18 protein-coding genes are annotated in these 24,514 nt (G+C 36.9%); 4 read left to right on the forward strand and 14 right to left on the reverse strand.

Annotation, left to right across the window (positions count from 1 at the left end):
* Window positions 1-96 precede the first annotated feature (96 nt).
* Window positions 97-1,452, forward strand: a complete 1,356-nt coding sequence (locus tag AC6CHV_RS01560; protein WP_440273708.1) for a helix-turn-helix domain-containing protein — start codon at window positions 97-99, stop codon at window positions 1,450-1,452.
* A 565-nt stretch (window positions 1,453-2,017) separates the two neighbouring features.
* Here the strand turns inward: AC6CHV_RS01560 and AC6CHV_RS01565 are convergent.
* The 5 genes from AC6CHV_RS01565 to AC6CHV_RS01585 all read right to left on the reverse strand — a co-directional run bounded on the left by AC6CHV_RS01565 (window position 2,018) and on the right by AC6CHV_RS01585 (window position 7,510).
* The gene (locus AC6CHV_RS01565) at window positions 2,018-2,917 is read right to left on the reverse strand and encodes a Gfo/Idh/MocA family protein (protein ID WP_440273709.1); all 900 of its coding nucleotides are present in this window, start codon (window positions 2,915-2,917) and stop codon (window positions 2,018-2,020) included.
* Between the two features lie 30 nt (window positions 2,918-2,947).
* Window positions 2,948-3,754 (reverse strand): ABC transporter permease subunit, encoded by an 807-nt coding sequence (locus AC6CHV_RS01570; RefSeq protein WP_121446115.1) that lies wholly within the window; start codon window positions 3,752-3,754, stop codon window positions 2,948-2,950.
* 31 nt (window positions 3,755-3,785) lie between these two features.
* Entirely contained in the window at window positions 3,786-4,652 is an 867-nt protein-coding gene (locus AC6CHV_RS01575) for an ABC transporter permease subunit (RefSeq protein ID WP_121446168.1), read from the reverse strand.
* Window positions 4,653-4,860: 208 nt separating this feature from the next.
* Window positions 4,861-6,123, reverse strand: a complete 1,263-nt coding sequence (locus AC6CHV_RS01580) for a sugar ABC transporter substrate-binding protein (RefSeq protein WP_341331588.1) — start codon at window positions 6,121-6,123, stop codon at window positions 4,861-4,863.
* A 265-nt stretch (window positions 6,124-6,388) separates the two neighbouring features.
* A complete protein-coding gene (locus tag AC6CHV_RS01585) occupies window positions 6,389-7,510 on the reverse strand; it encodes a GNAT family N-acetyltransferase (protein WP_341331587.1) in 1,122 nt (373 codons plus the stop codon).
* A 186-nt stretch (window positions 7,511-7,696) separates the two neighbouring features.
* On the opposite strand from AC6CHV_RS01585, the gene AC6CHV_RS01590 reads away from it, so the two are divergent.
* Together AC6CHV_RS01590 and AC6CHV_RS01595 are read left to right on the forward strand one after the other, a co-directional pair.
* A complete protein-coding gene (locus tag AC6CHV_RS01590) occupies window positions 7,697-8,326 on the forward strand; it encodes a YesL family protein (RefSeq protein ID WP_341331586.1) in 630 nt (209 codons plus the stop codon).
* 165 nt (window positions 8,327-8,491) lie between these two features.
* Window positions 8,492-10,087: an FAD-dependent oxidoreductase gene (locus AC6CHV_RS01595; RefSeq protein WP_498077952.1), complete on the forward strand. Its 1,596-nt coding sequence runs from the start codon at window positions 8,492-8,494 to the stop codon at window positions 10,085-10,087.
* A gap of 824 nt (window positions 10,088-10,911) precedes the next feature.
* On the opposite strand, the gene AC6CHV_RS01600 is transcribed toward AC6CHV_RS01595, so the two are convergent.
* The 6 genes from AC6CHV_RS01600 to AC6CHV_RS01625 all read right to left on the reverse strand — a co-directional run bounded on the left by AC6CHV_RS01600 (window position 10,912) and on the right by AC6CHV_RS01625 (window position 20,146).
* Window positions 10,912-14,298, reverse strand: coding sequence for a carbohydrate binding domain-containing protein (locus AC6CHV_RS01600; RefSeq protein ID WP_498077953.1), 3,387 nt, complete (start codon window positions 14,296-14,298; stop codon window positions 10,912-10,914).
* 329 nt (window positions 14,299-14,627) lie between these two features.
* Entirely contained in the window at window positions 14,628-15,800 is a 1,173-nt protein-coding gene (locus AC6CHV_RS01605; protein WP_440274570.1) for a mandelate racemase/muconate lactonizing enzyme family protein, read from the reverse strand.
* Between the two features lie 51 nt (window positions 15,801-15,851).
* Window positions 15,852-17,306 carry an alpha-ketoglutaric semialdehyde dehydrogenase GucD gene (gene gucD, locus AC6CHV_RS01610; RefSeq protein WP_440274569.1) on the reverse strand — a complete coding sequence of 485 codons (1,455 nt, stop codon included), beginning with the start codon at window positions 17,304-17,306 and terminating at the stop codon, window positions 15,852-15,854.
* Between the two features lie 13 nt (window positions 17,307-17,319).
* A complete protein-coding gene (locus AC6CHV_RS01615; RefSeq protein ID WP_341331581.1) occupies window positions 17,320-18,240 on the reverse strand; it encodes a dihydrodipicolinate synthase family protein in 921 nt (306 codons plus the stop codon).
* 22 nt (window positions 18,241-18,262) lie between these two features.
* Window positions 18,263-18,937, reverse strand: coding sequence for an FCD domain-containing protein (locus AC6CHV_RS01620; RefSeq protein WP_121446104.1), 675 nt, complete (start codon window positions 18,935-18,937; stop codon window positions 18,263-18,265).
* 105 nt (window positions 18,938-19,042) lie between these two features.
* The gene (locus AC6CHV_RS01625; protein WP_440274568.1) at window positions 19,043-20,146 is read right to left on the reverse strand and encodes a glycoside hydrolase family 88/105 protein; all 1,104 of its coding nucleotides are present in this window, start codon (window positions 20,144-20,146) and stop codon (window positions 19,043-19,045) included.
* Between the two features lie 283 nt (window positions 20,147-20,429).
* On the opposite strand from AC6CHV_RS01625, the gene AC6CHV_RS01630 reads away from it, so the two are divergent.
* A complete protein-coding gene (locus AC6CHV_RS01630) occupies window positions 20,430-21,920 on the forward strand; it encodes an extracellular solute-binding protein (RefSeq protein WP_341331579.1) in 1,491 nt (496 codons plus the stop codon).
* Between the two features lie 43 nt (window positions 21,921-21,963).
* Here the strand turns inward: AC6CHV_RS01630 and AC6CHV_RS01635 are convergent, their stop codons facing one another.
* From AC6CHV_RS01635 to AC6CHV_RS01645, 3 genes are all read right to left on the reverse strand, one after another.
* A complete protein-coding gene (locus tag AC6CHV_RS01635) occupies window positions 21,964-22,761 on the reverse strand; it encodes an alpha/beta hydrolase (protein ID WP_440274567.1) in 798 nt (265 codons plus the stop codon).
* A 2-nt stretch (window positions 22,762-22,763) separates the two neighbouring features.
* Window positions 22,764-23,540: an alpha/beta hydrolase gene (locus tag AC6CHV_RS01640; RefSeq protein ID WP_440274566.1), complete on the reverse strand. Its 777-nt coding sequence runs from the start codon at window positions 23,538-23,540 to the stop codon at window positions 22,764-22,766.
* 77 nt (window positions 23,541-23,617) lie between these two features.
* Window positions 23,618-24,271 carry a 2OG-Fe(II) oxygenase gene (locus tag AC6CHV_RS01645; protein WP_440274565.1) on the reverse strand — a complete coding sequence of 218 codons (654 nt, stop codon included), beginning with the start codon at window positions 24,269-24,271 and terminating at the stop codon, window positions 23,618-23,620.
* Window positions 24,272-24,514 lie beyond the last annotated feature (243 nt).

Genomic DNA, 24,514 nt, shown 5'->3' on the forward strand with positions numbered 1-24,514 from the left:
TGATTATTGATTGACATTTCGAAAAAATCCTCTTAATCTAGTAGTAAGATTATTAAAAGACATATTAAAGAAATGTCTTTAAATGGAGATGACATGATGAAAACAAACCAATTATCAGATCATGGTACTGAAATTATTATTGGCATTGTTAGTCCTGAAGCACTTGAAAAGGAAATAATGAAAGCGCTTGAAGCATTTCCTAATTTCCAGCCAATTTTTCTACATGCAACCCCCTCTTCGATTGAAACGGAGGTTATGACTACTTTGATCAATAAAGTGGAAGTACTTTTGTTTACGGAATTTCCAACCTATTTAAAAGCTAAACATCTTATCAACTTTTCAAAACCAGCGCATTATGTTCCCATAATGGGAACTGGGTTATATCGGTCATTATTCCTGATAAACAATCAATTCGATACGAAACATTTCTCGATTGACACGGTTGAAGAAAAATATATTCGTAGAATCCTTTATGAATTAGACGAAACGAACTATGTATGTACTTCCTTCCCTAATTCCAGTCAGCCTGATTGTTTGGAGGAAATTGTTGATTTTCATCAGGACAACTATCAAAAATATGGCTCCATCGCCATCACCGGCGTGCAGGAAATTGCGATAAAGCTATCGGAATTGTCAATACCGTATGAATGGGTTACACCCACTTATCAAGATTTAATTGTTTCCCTCGAACGTGCATTACTTGCAACGGAAGCTCGTAAACATAAAGAGTCTCAAATTGTCTTTGGGATTATTGATATTGACAAATTTGATAAAGCTACAGAAAAATACACATCGGAACATGAAGTGCAATTATTCAAACTAAAATTTCAACAAATCATGTTAAATTATACAAAGCTACTTGATGGTCATTTAATTAATTCCGGTGGAGAAGAATTTTCGTTTATCACCACACGTGGTATTTTTGAAAGAGAAACACGCGGTTATAAATTCATCCCCTTATTAAATACGGTTAAATCGGAGCTAGGTGTTTCCATTAGCATTGGTGTTGGTTTTGGTCTCTCAGCTGCGGAAGCTGGTAACCATGCAAGACTCGCACTCCGACAATCAAAAGAATTAGGCGGAAACGTATGTTACATCGTCCGTGAAGACCAAAGTGTAATTGGCCCAGTTGATATGATAACCGATACTCAATATGAAAAATATGACCTATCTATTACAGATGCAGAACTACTGCAAAAGGCCGAAAAGGCCGGAATGTCTGCTGCTTATATGACAAAACTTATGGCCAGAGTAGCACGGCATAAGAAATTTGACTATACAGCTCAAGAGTTAGCCGACACATTGAATATTACAACAAGAAGTGCCCATCGAATCCTATTAAAATGGATGGACGCTAACTTAGTAAATATAGTAGGCGAGGAAAAAATCACCTACAAAGGTAGACCAAGACGAATCTATAGACTGAGCTTTATCATTGATGAAAACGAATAATTACAAAATATAGGTAGTTTTCGTAAACGTAGTTGCTTTTTGTATAGGCATTATTTAATAACATAATAGGTGATTTCCGTGTGATTGGATCGTATGGCACGAGATCCTAGAAAATGCTGGCATTTTCTTCGTGCGGTGTAGATTCAAGGAAGCAAATCCAACGTCCTGCGGGAAAAGCGAGCTAAGCGAGACCCCGCAGTGAGGTAGTGACTTGTCCAGTTTCAGCGGCTAGAAACTCGAGAAATTTCAACTCCTCCTTCAGAGGCAAAATACGCCTCTTTGTCGGAGTCTCCGACGTACAGGACGTGCTAGTGCCGACTCAGCCACAGGACGTGGCGCTTTAGTCGGCCAATTTTCTCGTTTCTGTGCAAGCCACCTCCACTTTTCGTTGAGGAGGCTTGCGGATCGCCCGCGGAAAGCGAGTGCCAGTAGCGGAAATCACCACTAGTTCCACTATAATCTTTAAGTTAATAGCAACAATTTTTTAGAAACGAGCAAAAACAAATGGCGGGTAAAATGGTTTACCCGCTTTTATAATTTGCAATAGTAATCGACGATATTTCCACTATAGATTCACCCGTTTTCCTGTATCTTTACTCTCATTTGCTGCTTCAATAAAGCGAATAATTTCTTGCGTTTCATGTAAGGGAACGCTGGATTGTCCTGTGTTAAAAAAACGAATAATTTCTTCTAAGAGACTAGCATAAAAAGGTTTTGAGGAAGAAGAAATCGATACAAAATGACTGCCTTTTTCAAAATGAATGAACGCACCGAATTCACCATTACCGCCCCTACTCCCTCTTGCACTTCCAATTCTTCCATCCTCCCATTGCGAAACAATCAAATCTGAATGTACAGTAGAGACAGTAGTAACCTGCTGTGCCCCGCAGCCTAAAATGGCATATAGCATCTCAATCGCATGTATCCCGTACCAAAAATACCCCGGTTGAGTATCAACCATATCCATCGGACCGAAACAGTCAGCTCCAATGATTTTTCCTTTATCTTGAATCGCTAGTGCCTGTCTTACCTCTTCAGCAAATCGTAAAGCAGATGAACTCATGATTGGTGTACCATATTGTTCAGATAGCTTCACGATTTCAATAGCCTCTGAAAAAGAAAGACAAAGAGGTTTGTCAATAAAGAGTGGCTTCTGATAACCTACAAGTTTCTTCACCTGCTCCAGATGTACACGGCCATCGACAGATTCTAGTAGGATTGCATCACATGTCTCTGCTACTTCCTCAATCGTCTTTACCAATTGAACACCATACTGTTCCACTTCTTTTGTAATTGCCTCAATACGAGAGTAACTCAACTCAAAATCAGACGAACCGACCGGACAAGCTATAGTTACTTTCCCGCCTTTAACAAAAAAGGGATTGGTGGGATCATTTAATAATTTAGTAAAAGCAGTTGCATGTGAGGTATCTAGCCCAATCATTCCTATTTTTCTATTCCTCATATCGTAACTCCTCTATAAAATCAAAACGGATTATTTAAGTCCTGAGAGCTGAATACCTTCTGTAAAATACTTCTGGAAGAACAAGAAAATTAGAAACGTAGGGATAAATGAAATTGTAGAGCCGGCCATCTCAATTCCAAAGTTCCCTTCCTTACTTAAGGTAGAAGCTAACCCAACCGTGATAGGATACATTTTCTCATTTGTCATATAAATAAGTGGTTGGAATAGATCATTCCAGTTACTTACGAATGCAAACGTTCCAACAGTTGCAATGGATGGAAATGCTAATGGCATATAAATTTTTCGAAACACATGAAAATCATTGGCTCCGTCCATCCTGGCTGCTTCGTCTAATTCCATAGGAATGCCCTGCATAAACTGACGTACTAAAAATACGCCCATAATTGCCCAAAGCTCAGGAACAATCAATGCTTGATATTCATTGATCCATCCAAACTTTGAAAACATGATAAATTTAGGAATGATCAGCAATTGCGATGGAATCATGATAACAGCCATGAATGTCCAGAATATAAATTCTCTTCCAAAGAATTGCTTTCTTGCAAATATGTAGCCTAATAGTCCTGCAAAAAACATTTGTGAAAAGACAGGGATAACAGTTACAACCACAGAGTTCATAATCCAGCGTAAGAAGTTATCATTCCGAAAAAGGTACGTAAAGTTATTGATAGACGGATCATTAGGAATCCAAAACAATGGGTCCATTGCTGCAAATGTCGTTTCTTTAAATGAACTTAACACCATGATCAGAAATGGTAGGAGAAAGCAAAACCCCAGGAAGATTGTGACAATATATTTTATTATTTTAGTAAACAAGTTTGTTCATCTCCTTTACAACTCTCAACAATTAATAGATACCTTGATCTTTACCAAAATATTTTCTCTGAATAAGTGATATAACTAAGATTATCGCGAATAATACATAAGATAAAACAGCTGCGTAGCTAAAGTTCAAATTCGTGAATCCTATTTGATAAAGATAGAATACAATGGTACTTGTCGAGAAATTTGGTCCTCCGTTTGTTAATAGGAATGCAGAATCAAAGATTTGGAAAGAACCAATAGTCGTAATGATCAACACATAGAAATGAATTGGTTTTAATAATGGGAAAGTAATTAACCAAAAGGATTTAAAAGGTGAAGCACCATCGATTTTTGCGGCTTCATACATATCTTTTGGAATGGACTGTAGCCCTGCAAAATAATAAATCATTGTACTACCAGATACTTTAAAGATACTCAAACCAGCCAAAACAAGTAGGGCTTGTGAAGAATCAGATAAAAATAATTGGGCATCAACTCCAATAAAGCTTAACAGATAGTTGATTAATCCCGCCTCCGTTCCTGAAAACAGCCATTCCCATATCCCTGCCACAACAACGAATGATGTTACAACAGGCAGGAAGAATATCCCTTTAAAAATTTTCGTAAAACGAATTCCTGATTTTATGACAAGCGCTAAAATCAAACCTAGTGCCATTGTAGGGACTATATAATAGAAGGAAAATAAAACAGTATTCCAAATTGATTTTAAAGCAATCGGATCATCAAATAATTGTTTCCAGTTTCGTAATCCAACAAACTCAGAAGTACCAATAATTCGATAATTAAGAAACGTTAAAACGAAGCTATACACAAATGGAATGACTTGAAAGATTAAAAAATGGATTAAAACTGGTGCCAGTACAATATAAACAATACCATTTTTTCTCATTTCTTCTTTTATCCTGTTTTTTAAAGGAGGCTTGACCTTTTTTAAAGTTTTTAGAGGTACCTTGTTATGAGTTTCTACGACCTTTTCCAAGCTATCACCTTATTTCTTTATTAATTAAGAAAAGTTTTCGTAAACAAATGAACTTTTAATAAACAGAGAGTCTTATTCACAAAGGAATAAAACTCTCTTTACGTAAGAAGCTATTTGTTTACGGCTTAGCTAATTCAGCTTCAATTGCTTCAGCTGCTGCATCTGCTGCTTCTTGAGGAGTTTTATCTCCTGCCATCATTGTTTGTATTTCAGCTTGAATAAATGGCATGATTGCACGCCCTTTAGGATGAATAACACCAGGTAATGCAAATTGTGTATAAGTAGCAAGTTGGCTCATGTATTTGTTTGAATCAAAGATATCTTTTGCCTCTTCTTGAGTTGGGATATACTGAGTAACCGTATTAAAAATACGTTGGTTTTCAGCATTTGTAACTGCTTTTACAAATTCTGCTGCAGCTGCTGGATTATCTGTGTTAGATGGTACCACGAACATACCAGTTGTACCGTATGTTAATTGTTTTTCACCCGTTAATGGTGGAGCAATGGCGAATTCAAAATCACCTTCTTTTTCCATCATCGTAATACTTATTCCAGACCCTAGTTGTGCCATTATTTTTCCAGCGAACCATAACTCATCTTGTGTAGTTGCTGTAATAGAATCTTCTGGAATATAACCTTTTTGATACATATTGTTTACGTAATCGAATGCTTTCACACTTTCTGGGCTATTAATTAGTACCTTGTTATCATCTGTTACAACATCCCCACCAGCTTGCCAAACCCAAGGGTAGATTGTTCCGTTCATGGAACCTCCTCCTAGGTAATTTAATGCATAGAAACCTTTTTCTTTAGCTTTTGCTGCCCAAGCTTCGAATTCTTCCCATGTTTTTGGAAGGTTTGCTGGATCTTCACCAATCGCTTTCACGACATCTAGATTGTAAAGGAATGTATAAGCTTCTTGAAGGATTGGCAATCCGTATTTTTTATCTTTCCACGTTGTTGACACTAAGGAGGACTCTACGAATCCATCAAGATCACCTTCGTCTAAGTATGGATCTAATTCAAGAAGCATTCCTACATCTGCATATTGTGGCATTTGGTCAGGAATGGCATAGAACACATCCGGTCCATTGTTAGCTGCTAAAGCCGTTAGAACTTTTTGGTCACGGTTTGCCCATGGAATGGTTTCAATATTTACTTCTACATCAGGAAACTCTTTATTGTAATTGGCAGTGATCTCTTTCCACATTTCTTCTTCTTTTGTAGCATCACCTGTATATGGATGTACCCATACTGTGATTTCACCATCAACTTTTCCATCTTCTTTTTTAGGCTCTGTACTTGAGTCATTACTACAAGCTGAAAAAAGTAAGCTACCTGAAAGCAAAAGTGCCATGAACGAAAAACGTTTCTTTTTCATCTACGAATTACCCCCTATTAAGTTCAAAAATATAATTAGTAAGTCTAACAATCTACCACAAATTCTGTTTAGCCATCCCCTCCTTACTTTCTTGTCTGAATAAACACATAATTGAAAGCCTATACATTAGATGTTAAAAAAATTTCTATAATTTCAAATACTTTACTAATCTTATTCTAGTTCGTTTGTATTATTGTGACAAGTCTATAAACTGTCTTTAATAAAAAGTTAGAATTAATTTAGTACCCTTACAATTAATTAGCAATCATACATAGTTCAATCCTTGTGGAAAAGGAAATGGAACTGGAAACAAATCCTTACTATATGAATCTATATTATTATTCCCTTTTAGGATAAGCTCTTCCAGCTCCCGATTATTGATTGAAACGGAATTCTTCTTATTTATAAGACTTTTATTGTTTTCATCTATATTAGAAATCTGTAACTTATCTTTAAAATATGGAGCGAGCTGCTGCAACAGTAAATCTAGATTCATAATCTTAATCGTTCCTGGAAATGATTGTTCTACACTTTCCAATGCTAGGTCAAGCTTTTGTATTAACTCTTTTTCATAAGTAGGTATATTAAATAGTAAAGAATCAATCCCATATGTAACGGCTTCTTTAAGTAAACTTACAATGGCTGTCGGATCTCCTCCCCATTCGATTATTCGAGATTCCACGTTTTTTTGTTCCTGATACGGAACTCCGAAAATTATAAATGCTTTTATCTGCTTGTTTTCTTCTGCCACAAGAACCTTGTGCTTCATTTTGAAAATACTAGCAAATCCCGCTGACTCATTAAGCTGTGCCATTTCAAATATACTTTGTTCATATCGAACTGGTCGACGCTGACTAATTTTTCTCATTTGAAACCAGTCGGTAGGCTGCAGTTCACGAACATGATAAGCCGTCTCTGGTTTCAGGTCTACTTGTTGAATCTTATATTGCTTCAGCTTTCCATAAAATGTGCAACCTTGTTTGATGTATAGCGGTAAATCTCCAGAAATAAAAAGAATGGAAGCGCCAGATTTATTCACATGATCAAAAATCATTTGTAAAAGTGTGTTCGCTATCCCTCTTTTCCTGTATTCCGGCTCCGTGCAAACAGCACCAATTGAATAGGCTTGAACTTCTGCACTTTCAATATGAAGTATAGATGGAACCAATCCAATAAAAGAAACTAATGTCCCATCGATAAATGCACCATACGATTGGTGAAGGGCGTGTGAGAAAACTTGTGGAAAAGCAGCCCCCATTGAGATATGTCCTTCTTTACGAAACACTTTATCGGCCAACTCAATTGCCTGCTGAAATTCTCTTTCTTCTAATAAACGGAATTCAACCATTTCATTCACCTCAACTTTTAACATTTCATTACTAATCACAAGGATTTGGAGACAACCTCTTACGCTGTTAAAAAAATGTAATCGCTAACAGTTTGAAACATGTTATAATACAACTAATCTTTTTGAACTTACTTTCTATTTTAGTAGAAATTTATTAAGTGACAAGTCTATTAAGTGTCTTTAATTTGATCCATCGATATATTTTTTAAAATGAGGTGACATATAGTGGGTGGCTGGGAAAGGTTCAATAATTATGCAATATGGATGATAAAAGTTGCTTACTTAAATTTACTGTGGATTGGCTTTACGATTGTTGGCTTAGGACTATTTGGTTTATTCCCGGCAACAGTTGCCATGTTTGCAATTGTTCAAAAATGGTTGCAAAATGAACCAGTTGATCGTATCTTTCAATCATTTTGGAAAACCTATAAAAAAGAATTTATCTCACTTAACAAGTTTGGCCTCTTCTTTATTGTGATTGGCTATATATTAGTGTATGACTTTATGTTTGTATATAAAAATATGGACAAGCTACAATTACTGTTTCCAGTCCTACTTTTTTTAACAATTTGTTATATGGTTACGTTACTCTATTTCTTCCCTGTATACACACAATTTGAAATGAAATTCTTTCAATATATTAAGCAATCATTCTTAATTGGAGCTAGCTCTTTGTTAGAGACTATTCTCATTTTCACTGCATGTATGCTTTTAGGTATTATCATAAATCTAATTCCTGGAATCATCCCGTTGTTTACTGGAAGTGTACTAGCCGTTGCAATTACATGGTGTAGCAACAAAGCGCTCTATAAAATCAAAGGCAAGAAAAAGAGTATCACCTATCAGTTGAAATAGCAGCAGATTAGAGTGTCTTCAATGGACACTCTTTTTTGTGGTCTAATTATGGTGGTGCATTTTTTATCCGGATTTAAAGTCCGTTAAAAGTCTTGATTATTCCCATTATTCTTTTACACTTTAAGTAAGTTTAGTAGAATGTTTCCACCTAAGGAGGATAACAAAATGGATTTTAGTAAGTTATATTATTATGTGCCTACTCCGAAAGCTCGTGAGCCAAGGAAGTTCGTGAGAGATTTAGTTATTTATGGAGCAACTCCTGCTGGAATTACGGCAGCGATTCAAGCAAAACGAATGGGTCTTTCTGTTGTTATTGCTGAATTTGGTAAGAATATTGGAGGTATAACTGCAAGTGGTTTGGGTGCCTCTGATATTGGAGCAAAGGAAGCAATAGGTGGTTTATCAAGAGTATTCTTTCAGGAATTAGGAAACTATTACAATACAACCGAACAGTGGACCTTTGAACCGAAGGCTGCCAAATTTGTATTTGAAAAATGGCTCAAGGACTACGATATTGAAGTTGTTTATCATCAGCATGTCGTAGAAGTTAAAAAAGAGAATAACAGCATAACAGAAATATTGATGGAAGATGGAACTATATACATTGGAGACTTTTTCATTGATACTAGCTATGAGGGTGACGTAATGGCCAAAGCAGGTGTCACATACTTTGTTGGTAGAGAATCAAACGTCACTTATAGAGAAAGATACAATGGAATTCAGTTTGGACATCCCCACCATCAATTTGAAAAATGGATTGATCCGTATGTAGTTGAAGGTGACCCTTCAAGTGGAATATTGCCTGGTATCACAGAATCGGCTCATGACACGCTTGGCTATCAAGGTCAAGGTGACCATCGAATTCAAGCTTATAATTTTCGCATTTGCTTAACAAATCGTGAGGATAATCGTGTATCTTTTCCAAAGCCACCGTCCTACAACCCGGGGTGTTACTCGTTATTATTGCGTTATATCAATGCAGGTGTTTGGGATGTAATGAATCTTCATACTATGTTACCAAACGGAAAGACAGATTTAAATAATTATGGTGGTTTTTCAACAGACCATATTGGAATGAATTATGAATGGCCTGATGGAGATTACAAAACACGTGAAAGAATCTTCCAAGACCATTTTACATATAATCTGGGATTGCTCTATTTTTTAGCCAATGATGAACAAGTTCCAAAAGCGATTAGGGATGAGGTCTCTCAATGGGGATTAGCTGGTGATGAATTTGAAGAAACTGGGCATTGGCCTCATCAGTTATATATTCGAGAAGCAAGAAGAATGATAGCTGATTATGTCATGACAGACCACAACTGTTTAGGTGATGTAACAGTTGAAGATTCAATCGGACTTGCCTCGTATCAAATGGATTCTCATCATGTTCGAAGAATCTTTATTGATGGACGTGTTTACAATGAAGGTGATGTGGAAATACCAATATCCCCATATCCAATCTCCTATCGTTCGATTCGTCCAAAGGCTGAAGATTGTACAAACCTACTCGTTCCGGTTTGTTTATCAAGTTCACACATTGCTTACGGTTCAATACGTATGGAACCTGTATTTATGATTTTAGGTCAATCAGCAGGAGCAGCAGCAGCTTTAGCTTATAAAAATAAAACAACTGTACAAGGTGTATCTTATGAACAATTAAAAAATGAACTACTCTCTTACGGACAAGTACTACAATGGGACGATTCAATTGAAGATGACCCTGTATTACGAATGAAAGAGACGTTTGGGAAGAAATAAAGAGAAGGACTACATTTTCATGAAATGTAGTCTTTTTTTCTACTTTAAGACGGAATATTCGGGATGTGTTTTGGTGGTAATGCTTTGGTTTACACATCAATGTATGGTTAGAATGTGAAATTTAGTTGGTCATATAGAATTTATTGAGATCATTTTTACCTTTTTCTGGATCTTGCGAATGGTTCTATCTTCTAAATCTATCTAAAAGCATACGCATTTCTATTTTGCGTATGCTTTTATCGCTTTTTTTCATAAAAACGATACACAAATGGATAATTATTACAATTATTAGCACTTTTAATATCCATTCTACCTTTTTCTGGATCTTGCGAATGGTTCTATACTCTAAATCTATCTAAAAGCATACGCATTTCTTTTTTGCGTATGCTTTTATTGCTTTTTTTCATAAAAACGATGTGCAAATGGATAATTATTACATTTATGAGCTCCTTTAATATCCCTTCTCCCTTTTTTTGGATCTTGCGAATGGTTCTATACTCTAAATCTATCTAAAAGCATACGCATTTCTTTTTTGCGTATGCTTTTATTGCTTTACATCAAGAAAACGCATACGCAAGTGGATAATTATTACATTTGATAAATCTTTTAGTATCACTTCTCCTAATTTGGACCTTACGAAGTTGCTAGTAAAATGACATTCTATATAAAAGCAACCAATTTACTAAAGTCAAAAAAGCTTGAGGGTTTGAACGTCCCCTCAAGCTTTTTGGTGAATTATTTGTATCAAAAAATGTAATTTATTTTTCTTCAATTTGCATCAGCAAAAGTCCTTTTTGGTTAATACAGAACTAATAAAAGTTCCCTTAATTACCAGGTTTGTTTGGTTTCCCTGGTTTATCTGGCTTTCCTGGTTTGTCGGGTTTCCCTGGTTTGTCGGGTTTCCCTGGTTTGTCAGGTTTCCCTGGTTTATCTGGTTTCCCCGGTTTGTCCGGCTTTCCAGGTTTATCTGGCTTTCCTGGCTTACCTGTCCAAACGATGGTATATGTTAATGTTGATATTCCATCTGTTCCAGTAACTTTAATTTCCGCCTTTTCCTTGGAATGTACAATGTCTACAATAGCCCCTGACTGTGTAGGCACTGCCACGATATTTTCAGTTTGCTTACCGTCCAACGTATAGTTTGTTGCCCCAGGTTGAAAATCTTCAAGTGCTTCCCCATCTACTGTAATCGATTTTAAAGTTGCATCTGTTTCAGGTATAGCAATTTTATGAAGCTCACTACCTACAGCATAATAGATGCTTCCATCATTTCCTAGAGTCATGCTATTTATGAAATCTTCCGCAAGTACTTTATAATTTAATGTTTCAGGGTCAATCGCAATTAGTTTGCGAGATAAAGTTGTATAAAGCATGCCATCTGGACCCCACACGAGTTGGTAAGGAAACCATTTGCTACTATTATATAAGCTTGGTCGAATCACTCTGCTATCAACAACTTCATAGGTTTCTGGATCCATTTTAAAAATAGTTCCTTCTACAGCACCCCATAAATAACCATCTGGCCCGAATGATAAATCACCAATCATACGAGGTGTCACATCAATACCAGGTATCTCAGGTGTAAATTCTTTAATTTTCTCACCTTTTTCAACATCCCATACGAAAATTTTGGCTTCTGTCGCTTTAGGGTCAATTCCTAAGCCACCCCATACAGAAGTACCACCAAATAATTTTCCATCATGATAAGCTAAGCTAATTATACTTTGGTCCTGAACAACATTTCGTTGCTGGAACCATTCACCTGTATTTTCATCATAGATAGCAAGAGCCCCACCTAGTACACCATAATCAGGAATTGTTCCAACAAATAGCTTGTTATCCCCTGACGTAATCGCAAAAGGACGATCTTGTTCATCTTTTATATCATATTCAAGCTGTGGATTGCTATTTAAGTCTACAGGTTGATTTGGATCGTAACTGTACATAATCGCACCCACATATGTGCCAAAATACACTTTGTCATTCAAGAAGCCAATCCCCTCTGGTTGAGCAAAGGAAGAAATATTTACTTCGATTTCATTTGTGAACGGATTATACACACTCATACCACGCTGATATCCACCCATATATAGTTTGCCATCTGGACCCGTTTCAAGTGACTGAATCGCTACTGCTGTTGCCGCAAGATCTAAAATGACGAAATTCAGTTCATTTGTTTCCGGATTATATAACATATATTCTCCGTACTGTGTGACCATTGCTAATACCGTCTCACCAGTAGATAGTGTAATCCAAGCCATATCCTTTACTCGAGGAGTATCCGGAAGAATTGGAATGTCTTCAATTAACGTTTCGACGTTTGAACTAAGGTCATATTTGAATAATTGTGTTCCATTTTTGTAATAAATCGTGTTCGGTTGATTAGGATCTGGTTCGGAAATCATATTACTAAATGAGAATGAACCTTCAACTTCCATTGTCTCTGGATTGACGACAATCATGTTAATTGTTGAAACGGCCACAAGTAGCTTCCCATTTACAACCCAAACATCTTGGATGAATCCATTTTCACCTGAGTGTCCTTCTAGAATTAGCTCCTCTTTTTCACCTGTATGTCGATTAATCTTATACAAATGTTTTATTGTTCCAGTTCCAACGTAAATATAATCCCCATCTACTGCGAGCCCGCGTGCATAATCCTCGTCCGAAACACTACCAAAATCCTTAAATTCACCTGTGTTTATGTCATACTCGAAAACACCTGAACCTGGATATGTGGCACCATAAATTTTACCATCATCTGTCGCTTCTAAATCCCATACCCAAGCTGCGGAAGGATTGGCCCCGAGGTCTTGAACTTCTTTTAATTCTGGGACATAGCGGTATAGCTTTCCGTCAGAAGTGCTTGCGAAGTATACATTTTTATCAGAACCAATGGTAATTGCCCAAACTGCCTCGGTATTCTGAATGACTTTTGAAAACTTAAGCTCCCCTGTCTCAGCATCTAAAACGGAAAACGTACCTGGTGCACCATTAGAATGATAATATACTTCATTTTCACCTAGACTATTTTCCTGAATTGCTCCTGCTTGGCCTAATTGAACATGAACCATCTCACCTAAATTAATAGGATTTGTATATTCACGATCAAATTTACCATCATCCGTAACTTTTTCGAAGGTAACATCGTCAAAATAGACCTCTGTAAAGCTAATGCCGCCTGAATAGAATGCTAGTCTCGCATAGGCTGCATTATCAGGAACAACACTAAATACTTTTAGGTCAGTCCATTCATTTTTTGGTAGGTTCCCATTTAATTCTCTATGTTGTGTAATACTATTATTGTCCGCATCAAAATAACGAATTTCGGTTACCACGTTATGTGTCTGACTTACAACATTTGAATAAACTGTTAATAAATAAGATGCACCAGCCTCAACTGCAATTTTGTCACTTAAGACACTAACACTCGCTTTGTCAGTTGTGTCATGCAAGTGCACGCTTTGGGCTCCAGTACGAGCTCGCTCCGTACTTACTTCTATTCCAGGTCCCTCAAATTCGGAAGTCCAACCAGGAATACTTCCATCAACCACAGCTTCTTCAAAACTAGGATTCATCACTTCCGTATGGATATCGTCAACTGGAGGCTCTTCAATAGTAGTCCCTTCAATCGTAACATCATCAAAATAAGCCTCTGTGATAGAAGGATGACCCGAGTTGAATCGAAGTTCAACTTGTGTTGCTCCCTCTGGCACCTCAAAAGGAACTTGAATTTCAGTCCACTTATCTTTACCTAAAGTAGCAGCATTAAAGTTAATAAAAGTAGCAGATCCAACTTTTTGTCCTTCACCGTTAAAGAAATGAACCTCATACCCAATACTGTGTGATTGGCTAACAACATTCACATATGCTTTTGCGATATATGAAACACCTTTGGTAACAGAGATTTTTTCGCTTGTTACCTGCAGGTTCCCACCTGGATTATTGCTATTTTCATCTTTAAAGTGCAAGCTTCTGTTTCCTGTACGAGCTTTTTCTTCACTAAAACTAATGCTTGTCGATGGATTATTGGTAACAAGACTCCACCTAGGATTATCAACTTCTTCAAAACTACCATTTGGCACTTCGACTTGTATCGTCTCAGCAGAAACAGGTAGCATATTTGAAGTAGTAAATGGAGCGATTAGACCAAATAATAGAGTAAAGCAAAATGTGAGCATGATTGATTTTTTCAAATTTCTAACTCTCAATACAACAAACCTCCCCTTAATAAATTAGATATATGTAATACGTGATTTGACCTCCTTTCTTTAACAAAAAAGCGTTTACATATTTTTGATAGACTAGTAAACACTTCCTTATATTGATTCTACTTAACTATATTACTCATAAAAATAGGTCTTTCTTCCGATACTCTGTCATAAATTGGACTTTAAATCAGGAGTGAGATTAAAAATGAATCCTAATTACAGTTTTTACAAAATTGCATATTAAAAAGAGGCTGCATAAGTGCAACCTCTTCTTCTCTACTAATATGGAAATTAATGTATGGGACAAGGGACCTGTCCCTCTGACCCACTTATTTGGTTTGAGCGGTTCGATCTTGGAGTTGGTGAACGGATACTTCACCCCAGCTTAGATCTTTGACGCGGTAGGTTTCGATTAGGTTTTCGTCTAGTTCGATTCCTAGGCCTGGTACATTACGGTCAGGGACATGGAGATAGCCGTCTTGATATTGAATGCGATCTTTTACGACGTCTCCGATATAGAGTTCCGGTCCTGTTGGGTCGGAAGTATAATTTAGATTTACTAGATTTGCTCCCAAATGGGCCATTGAAGCAGTGCCAATCGAAAGTTCTTGTGTGGTTCCTAAGATGACGCTTTTACGAGCTACTTCGGCAACTGCTGCTGCTCTTTTTGCTGCTGTTAATCCACCAATAAAGATTGGGGAGATATTAAAAATATCTACCGAATCATGCTTGATCATTTCGTACTGATGTTTCGTGGACCAAACATGTTCACTGATTGGATAATCGGTTCTCATTCTAATATGATTCAAGCCCTCATAGTCATTGGCAAAAGCAGGGCTTTCTATCATCTCAAGTCCTAAATCATATTTAGTTAGTCGCTTAACTGCTTGTAATGTTGCTTTCCAATCAAGCAAGTGACTAAAATCAAGTGATTTAATTTTCACTTCGTTGCCAAACTCGCTTTTTACAGCTGCTAAAAAGGCTTCATCGGCGTCAATATTTTTTCCAACATATAAGCGGAATGTATCAAATCCTTGGTGTAATCGTTGACGGACGACCTCGACGTTCTCTTCCACTTCTTCCATAAATCTCATACGGAAAATTGGGTAACATACTTTAATTTTTTCTCTTATTCTTCCACCAAGCATATCAGCAACCGAAATACCTAGGTACTTCGCACATAAATCATAGAGGGCAACATCGACTCCATTACGGATAAAGTTCCCTTTTTCATAGTAATACATAGCTTCAGGGAAATTACCAGACAGCTCCAGGTTAAGCTTCATAATATCAAATGGATTTTCACCAACCAGAATGGACCTAAGGACATTTGTTAAATCCTCAACATCTGGTGCGTAGCGTGGGAGATGGGAAAAATCGGACATCTCTCCAATTCCTACGATCCCTTCATCAGAAAAAATTTTAACAATAATATGCTTATTTACAAAACCGGTATGACGTGGAATACCAACAACTGTTAACGTAATATCTGTTATTTTCATTTACCATCATCCCTACTTTACTATTATTTTAGACCTTGATATGTACGATTCTTAAACTGGTGTAATGGTTATTGTTTTAATAGAAGTAAAAAATTCTTTTGCCGCCTCACCTTGTTCTCTTGAATGGGAACTAGATTGCTTCATACCACCAAATGGAGCTTGTAATTCAACACCCGCACTCTCACCATTTACTTTGATCAAGCCTGCATCTATCTCATTAATATACGTGAAGGCGTTACCAATATCTTTTGTAAATAATGATGCTGATAAGCCGAACTTACTATCATTTGCTTTTTCAAGCGCTTCTTTCAAACTATCAACTTTAAATAAACATAGAACTGGGCCGAATATTTCCTCTTGTGCAATTGCGCTTTTGTGGTCGACTTTCTCAAACACAGTAGGTTCAACATAAAATCCGTTACTATATTCATTACCCTCTGGTACTTTACCACCCGTAAGTAGTGTACCCCCTGATTTTTTACCTTCTTCTAAGTAATGAAGTACGGTTTTGAGTTGAGACTTTGATGCTAATGGCCCCATATACGTGGATTCATTTAAGCCCGACCCTATTTTTATGTCAGCTACTTTTTCAAGTACTTTCGCTTTAAACTCCTCATATACTGCTTCGTGAACAAAAGCTCGGCTAGTCGCTGTACATTTTTGTCCAGTATGTTTCATGGCACCGCTAACTGTCAATTCAGCAGCTGACTCCAGGTCTGCATCGTCAAGAATAATTGCTGGGTTCTTCCCGCCCATCTCCAGTTGGTACTTTGCCCCACGTTCAACACAGCTCATGGCAACAACTTTGCCAACTTCATTAGAACCAGTAAAACTAATCGCATTCACCTGAGGGTGATTGATTAAATGATCACCAACAACCGAACCTCTTCCCGTTACAATGTTAATGACACCTTTCGGAAACTCTGCTTCTGCAAAAGCCTCGATTATCTTAATCGCTGTAATCGATGTTTCAGAAGCAGGTTTTAAAACCACCGTATTTCCATACACCAATGCTGGGGCGATTTTCCAAATCGGAATGGCAATTGGAAAATTCCAAGGTGAAATGACTCCAACTACACCTACTGGTACACGTGTTGTAATTAATAGGTTTTTACTTCCGCCCGATGGGATATTATCTCCCATTTTTCGATAACCTTCCTGCGCATAGTATCGTAAAATCTGAACGGCTCTAGTTACTTCACCCTTTGTTTCTGCTAAGGTTTTTCCCATTTCAAGTGTTGCCGTTCTTGCAATATCATCTAACTTCTTTTCTAAAATATCAGCTGTTTTATGTAAAAAATGGCCTCTCTCTAACGCAGAAAGATCCTTCCAATATGATAAAGCTCCTTTTGCAGCAACAACAGCGCTATCGACATCTTCTGTGGTTGAACTAGGAAACTTCCCTACAGTCTCAGAAAAATTGGCAGGATTCTGGCTCTCTAATAACTCACCACTACTTGATGTACGCCACAGTCCATTAATGAAATTCTCATAGATTTGACTCATAATTTTCCCCTTTCTATTTGATGAGATTGGGTACAAATCCCCATGATTCAAGTAAATCAGTTAACTCCTTACGATCGGCTTCATTAAGAGCAGAAACGGGTTGTCTTGTGATCCCAGCGTTAAGTCCGATTTGCTCCATTGCTTCTTTAATAACAACCACATTATTTCCACTATTATATTTCGCACGTAAATTTTCAAAAGGTACGACCTCTTTCCATACCTTCCAAACAATTTCGTCATTTTTTGATTGAAGCGCATTCAACATTTCAAAAGATTTTTCGGGAAAAAGATTAACAAGTCCTGAAGTAAAACCAACTGCCCCGGCATTGAAGAAAAATGGTGCCCATTTCTCGGCCGTTCCACAAATCCAGGCAATATGGTGTTCGGGTGATACAGTTTGAACAGTGTTAGTAAATCTAGGGAGGTCGTTTACAGCATATTTAACTGCGACAAGTTTTTCTAATGGGGCTAATTTGACAAGAACATCATCACTTAAATTAGGATCTTTAAAATAAATACAAGATGGTAAATCTACACCTTCAATAATTGATTTGAAGTATTCATATGCACCTTCATTTGTAATATATGGATGGATCGGCATATGAATCATGACGCTGTCAGCACCAACTGTTTTCGCGTAATTTCCCATCTCGATGGCTGTATCGACCGAGTAACCAATACCAGCCAATACAATGGCCCTTCCATCTACATACTCTACTACTCTTTTAATCTCTTCTTTTGCTTCCTCAATGGTAAGGGAGTAAAATTCGCTTGTATTGCCACAAGGAACAATGACCTTCACACCTCTTTGAATGAGAAATTCAACATTCTCTTTTACTCCGTCCCAATCAATTTCTCTTGATTCTTTTTTAAATGGGGTAATGGTAATGCCAGAAATGGTTTCAAATTTTTCTTTCCAGTCAGCGTAATTCATCTTATCCTCCTTTAATACCTGATTATTTTTCTGTCGATCCTTTTAATACATCATGCAAGGTTCGTAAAATATGTTCTTTCATAAGATGTTCAGCTAGGTCTGGATTCTTAGAGATAATCGCATTACCAATTTTGCGATGCTCAGTATAGCCAGATACTAATTCCCCTTTTTCCTTTAGTGCTCTTTTACGAAAAGCTTTATCAAAGCTTGCGATATTATCAAGAATTTGCGTAACCATTGGATTATCAGCAATAGCTCGAATCATACCGTGGAATTTGGTGTTTTCCTCTACCAATCGCTCTACCTCATTTTGGTGCAAGAGGGACTCCATTTGCTCCAATTGTTGCTGTAATTCCGCTTTTTGGCTATCATTGATTTTCATCGCTGCAAGCTTTGCACAAACTGCTTCCACGCCTGCTCGTAAGATTTGCACTTCTTGTATATTTACATCCGCTAAACTTGATACATATGTACCTTTTCTAGGAATGGTTTCAACAAGCCCTTCTTGGCTGAGCATACGGAACGCTTCTTTGATCGGAGTGGTACTCACTCCCATCTTTTCTGAGAGCTCCCTTTCTTTTAGATGATCCCCAGGTTTGAATTGACCTGAGATAATCGCTTCACGAATGGATTCAAGAACAACATCTCGTAAGGATTTCACCTGTTCTGTTTTCAAAGAGAATAATTCACCGTTCATTATTTCCACCTCCAATTTGGATATTTTTTAGTTGTGATATCTGATATATCATATATTAGCACTTGTTTTATTTTTTGTAAATAACGAGTAGTAAAAAATTTCAGATTATTTTAAGTGATTGATCTCATTATAAGCCATTAATAAGGGTGCAACACCATGTCCGTTGTTATCTACTACCTTCTCGCCACGAACATAATAGTCATAGCTACCATCACGAATTCTGCCTAATTCGGGGTGTTTCCCTAAACCGGCACTTCTACAAATACCTCCTAAATACACTTCCCCATCCTCTTCGCGCATATAGGTTTCTACTGTCCCATTAAATGCAGCTACTCCGTATTTTTCGTAGTCTTTTGATAAGTATCCTAGGCGTACAGCTTTTAAAAGAGCATAGGCCATCATTGTTGTTCCACTTGTCTCTAAGTAATTTCCTTCCTCACCTGGATGTTCCACTACTTGATACCACATCCCATTTGGCTGTTGATAAGGTAACATTCCATCAATTGTTTCTTTTAAAAGGATTCTTAACTCGTCAGAATCAACATTTTCACCTTCTATAAGTTCTAGTACATCCACTAATGCCATTACATACCAACCAACCGCCCTGCTCCAAACATGTGGTGAGTGGCCCGTTTCTTTATTACACCAAAACATACTACGACTCTCATCATAGGCATGAACGTATAGATTCGTTTGATCATCAAATAAATACTTGCGGACGTTTTTGAATTGTTTGATTGTATCAGAGAAATCTTTCTCTTCATGAAACTCCTTGATATATCTCACATAAAATGGCTGCCCCATATAAAGCCCATCTAGCCAAATTTGATTTTCATAATTCGTTTTATGCCAAAAGTTCCCGCTTTTTGTACGAGGATACGTTTGTAACTGTGTATACAATGTATCTAAAACCCTTTTATACTTTAAATCTCCTTCTCTATTAAAGAGGGTAAATAAAACGTTTGCCATACGAATTTGATCAATATTGTAGTATTGGGTATCAATCTGTTCAATTTCTCCCCCATCATTATAAAGTCTGTCAATAAAATCCTTTGCAAATTGATACTCACGCTCATTACCTGTTAGCTCATAGCTATCTAGATAAGCTTTTAAAATGCATGATTCAATGTAATGCCAACGATGCGTAAACCATTTGCCTTCCTGCTTCATATAATCCTGTTTTAGCTTTTCAACTAATGAATATGTCATTCCGATTTCCCTCCAATTTTATGTAATCTTCTTCTAGAAGATATATCATATTTCTTATTATTTAAATCGAATATGTAATCGTTGTCAACACGGTGAAACTAGGATTTTAAGTACGTAAAATGTTGTCCAATCCTTGACACCAAAGGATTGTGGCTAAGAGCATTCCACCGATAATTTTAAAAAGTTAAAAAATTCTCAAAAAGCTATTTACTAATCGTCCATCATCCATTATGATAAAAAACATGATATATCAAATATCACTCAAACGTAGGAGGTTGATGTAATGAAAAAGCCCGGAAAAGTTTTTTCTCTTCTTTGTGCCGCTACATTAGGAATTGGTTCACTAACTGCTTGTGCTGGTGAAAGCGCTTCAAAAGATTCTAACGAAGAATTTACACTATCAGCTATGGTTAAACTCCACTCACCTGAAGTCCCTAACAAAAAGATTATTAACATCCTCGAAGAAAAAACAGACATGAAACTTGATTTTCAATTTGTGCCTTATAATAATTATAAGGAAAAAGTAAATGCCTTATTTGGATCTGGTTCATTCCCTGACTCCGTTGTTTTAGACTTAGACATGCTTACTCAATATCATGAAGCGATTCAAGATGGTCAATTTTGGGAAATTGGGCCATACTTAGATGAATTTGAAAACTTGAGTAAAATGAAAAAAGATATTCTTGAAAATACAAAAGTTGATGGAAAGCTTTATATGGTTTATGAAGGAAAACCTCTCTCTCGACAAGGCATGATATATAGGAAGGATTGGGCTGAAAAGCTTGGATTATCGGCTCCAAAAAATATCGATGAATTCTATGAAATGCTGCGTGCCTTTACGGAAGAAGACCCTGATGGGAACGGAAAAGACGATACAATTGGGTTAACAGATCGAAATGAATTAATTTTTGGAGCATTCAAAACGGTTGCTTCTTGGTTCCATACTCCTACCAACTTTGGTGTAGATAACGGAGAAATCAAACCAGAATTTATGTTCCCTGAATATATGAAAACACTTGATTTCTTTAGAGACTTACATGAAAAAGGTTACATAAACAAGGATTTCCCAGTTACAAGTAAGGCGGATCAACAAGGCTTACTTAAAAGCGGTAAAGCAGGCGTATATGTTGGATCAATGGGTGATGTTGAATCGCTTTATTTAGATGCGGTGGCAATTAACCCTAATGCTGAGTTCGATGTACACAATCAGGTTGCTGGTCCAGATGGAAAATTTACAGTTTGGTCCCTACCTGGATATGGAAATGGTATATTATTCCCGAAATCCTCTGTTAAAACAGAAGAAGAGTTAAAAAAGATACTAAGTTTCTATGATTTCCTTATGACTCCCGAAGGATCTAATTTAGTTTATTGGGGTATTGAAGGCGAACATTACACTGTTGAAAATGGCGAAGTAGTCATTAAAGACCAGCAGATATATGATAAAGAAGTTCGTCCATTACAAACACTAAAAATAGCTGAAGAGGAAACAAATGGTCGTTTAAAAGCAAAATATGATTACGAGCCAATGGGAAAAGCTGAAGAACTATTCATTGACAATGAACAATATTTAATTCCTGACCCAACAGTCGGACTGCACTCCCCTACATTCAATGAAAAAAGCTTAGCGTTGCAAAAAATCATTGATGACGCTACCTATCAATATATCATTGGGCAGCTTGATAAAGCTGGTTTTGAAGCTGCAGTCAATGAATGGGTGAAGCAAGGCGGAGACAAAATCATGGAAGAATTTACGGCTGCATATAAAAAGAAATAATAACTCACAAGGCCTGCATAACAAATGCAGGCCTTCTTTTTAGTTATATTCCAATAAATCTCGTGTCGTCTTGTTTAAGAGAAAGTGTTTCTAGAAAGCGTTGAATTTCCATATCCCAGAATTCCCAGGTATGACCATAACCGTCAGCTACATGGTAGGAGTAGTCATAAGAATGGCTCAGTTCATGAAAAAAGTCGCGTACCTTATCGTTTAAATCTAACCAAGGATCTTCACTACCACATGCATGATAGATTTTAGGAAGAACCTGATTTGATTTCGCCGCTTCAATCGCAAGATATTCAAGATCATGGTCTGTATTTTTTATATCAGCGTCACCAAAAACCTCGATTCGTCCTTTTGCTTTCTTAGAACCATCATTACTAAATGGAACATCAGCCTTATTTCCAGCTGAGAAAGCGCCGATAGCAGCATAAAGGTCTGGTCGTGCTAAACCAATCCGTAAACAGCCATACCCACCATTCGAAAAGCCTGATATGTAGTGATCTTCGCGTTCCTTAGACAAGCGAGGAAACAAATGACGGATAAGACCTGGAAGTTCTTCTGTCATATAGGTAAAAAATTGCCCACCATGTTCCATGTCTGTAAAGCATGAATTCATTCCTCCTGGCATAATGACAGCAATTCCAAATTTCATTGCATATTTTTCAATATTACTCATCCGAAGCCAAGCAAATGCATCACCAGACCCACCGTGTAAGAGCCATAGTACTTTAAGTTTTTCTTCTTTCTGAAACGGTTGCCTTTCCTGTGGAAGAATGACATTTAATGTAACTTCCATCCCAAGCACTTCAGAATATACACAGGTTTCAATTAGTGCCACAATCATTTCCCCCCTCTTCGTAAGACTGGGTTCTTTGCGGTTAACCATGAAATAAATTTTTCTACCGCATGATCCCATTGTTTCCAATCAGTATGTTCACCAACTGTTTTTTCAAATGTTGTCTTCACTCCGAGATTTTTTAGATATGTATTGAAGGATTCGTTTTCTTCCAATAAATGATGTTCTTCATTACACGATAAATAAATATCCGATAGTGGTTTATTTAAATTTTGTAAAGACTCTGCTGCTTTGTATAAATTTTCAATACTGTTACTTAGTTCGTCAACTTGGCCAAATATATCTATTGCCTTATGCTTTTCTAAGCGGTTCGCAATCCCTACTACGTTTATTGGACTTGAAAAAGCAGCTGCGACACTAAAAGTATCTAAAGCAGATAATCCTGCTTTTAATGCTCCATAGCCCCCAATCCCATTTCCGGCAATAAAACGTTCGTCTCTAGTTTGAGAAAGCGGAAACATATTTTCGCAAAGCACTGGCAATTCCTCGGTGATAAAGGTAAAATACGGTTTTCCATGGTACATATCTGTGTAGTAGCTTGTATGGCCCGCTGGCATGACAACAGCAAGTGAAAGATCATCTACATATCTTTCAAGGCTTGTTTTTCGTAGCCATGAGGTGTGACCATCCCCCATCTCATGTAATAGATAGAGAGTTGGAAAGGATTGACTATTTTCAGTAACTGTCTGGGGCAATAATACGGTCATTTCGACAGGCATGCCTAGTATTTCTGAATGATATTTTACATTTAATAAAGCCATTTCATCTCTCCCCTTAGAAAGAAAGAGCGATCTCCTACTTGAAGTATCGCCCGTGCTTTTTGTTTACTATTGTATCACTATTTAATTCTTTTTCTTCTCATCCATTGTGTTGCAGCCCATTTGTCACCGACAATAACCGGCGCCCCACCATGTAAGGTTTGCTCATTTAAGTCCTGGTCATTATAAAAGTATTCAAAGTACACAGCCATCCCCTTTTGAGGAGATACTGAAAAATTAAGTTTAGGAAAATACGTTTCCCCACCATGCTCCACATCGCTTAAATACATCACCATAGTACTGATTCTGGGGTTGTTGATCACCTTGTTAGTGGATGTAAAAAAGTCAAAATGAGCTTTATATTCTTGCCCAATTTGATAATTAAGAATTTGAAGACCTTCTCCGTGTTCAGTTGGTATATTCATAATCTGAGAGATTCTTTTTTCAATTCTACTAACTATTATATTTTCACTTTCTTCTAAGAACGTACTACTACTCGTTCTCATATTATCTACGCGTGCATTACTAATTTTTGAACGATGTATTTTATCCTTTGACAAGCTAATTAACTCATCACATTCTTCATCACTTAATACATTACCTAAAATCACGATTAAGGGCTCTTCCAACCTAGCAATTATCTTAATCACTCGGTCTTCTGTTATGATTTTATTGCCAATATGATTAAAAATGGTTGGCTCTTTTGTTGGTAAGTCTGTAGCATCCATTGTCATCTTTCATCAACCTCTACTGAAATTTAGATTTTTTAAAATAAATAGATTGATAGTAAACAGAAATAATGATTGTTCTTGGTTCCCTCCTGTTTTAAGAATGGATGTGAATGTTGAATAGTTTGACTAACTAATTTTTGCTTTTTTATTTTACACTTTGAAAATGTATTTTTCTACTATTTTTTTGTAAAAAATAACAAATAAGTTTTCTAGTCATATTTTAAAGGGAAGTTTAAAATAAATAGC

It is taken from the genome of Ferdinandcohnia sp. GQ5 (genome assembly GCF_059759275.1).

Coding starts and splice junctions, on each gene's coding strand:
- AC6CHV_RS01560 (WP_440273708.1), top strand. CDS start 97: ATGAAAACAAACCAATTATCAGATCATGGTACTGAAATTATTATTGGC.
- AC6CHV_RS01565 (WP_440273709.1), bottom strand. CDS start 2,917: ATGAGGAATAGAAAAATAGGAATGATTGGGCTAGATACCTCACATGCA.
- AC6CHV_RS01575 (WP_121446168.1), bottom strand. CDS start 4,652: ATGAGAAAAAATGGTATTGTTTATATTGTACTGGCACCAGTTTTAATC.
- AC6CHV_RS01580 (WP_341331588.1), bottom strand. CDS start 6,123: ATGAAAAAGAAACGTTTTTCGTTCATGGCACTTTTGCTTTCAGGTAGC.
- AC6CHV_RS01595 (WP_498077952.1), top strand. CDS start 8,492: ATGGATTTTAGTAAGTTATATTATTATGTGCCTACTCCGAAAGCTCGT.
- AC6CHV_RS01605 (WP_440274570.1), bottom strand. CDS start 15,800: ATGAAAATAACAGATATTACGTTAACAGTTGTTGGTATTCCACGTCAT.
- gucD (WP_440274569.1), bottom strand. CDS start 17,306: ATGAGTCAAATCTATGAGAATTTCATTAATGGACTGTGGCGTACATCA.
- AC6CHV_RS01615 (WP_341331581.1), bottom strand. CDS start 18,240: ATGAATTACGCTGACTGGAAAGAAAAATTTGAAACCATTTCTGGCATT.
- AC6CHV_RS01620 (WP_121446104.1), bottom strand. CDS start 18,937: ATGAACGGTGAATTATTCTCTTTGAAAACAGAACAGGTGAAATCCTTA.
- AC6CHV_RS01625 (WP_440274568.1), bottom strand. CDS start 20,146: ATGACATATTCATTAGTTGAAAAGCTAAAACAGGATTATATGAAGCAG.
- AC6CHV_RS01630 (WP_341331579.1), top strand. CDS start 20,430: ATGAAAAAGCCCGGAAAAGTTTTTTCTCTTCTTTGTGCCGCTACATTA.
- AC6CHV_RS01640 (WP_440274566.1), bottom strand. CDS start 23,540: ATGGCTTTATTAAATGTAAAATATCATTCAGAAATACTAGGCATGCCT.
- AC6CHV_RS01645 (WP_440274565.1), bottom strand. CDS start 24,271: ATGACAATGGATGCTACAGACTTACCAACAAAAGAGCCAACCATTTTT.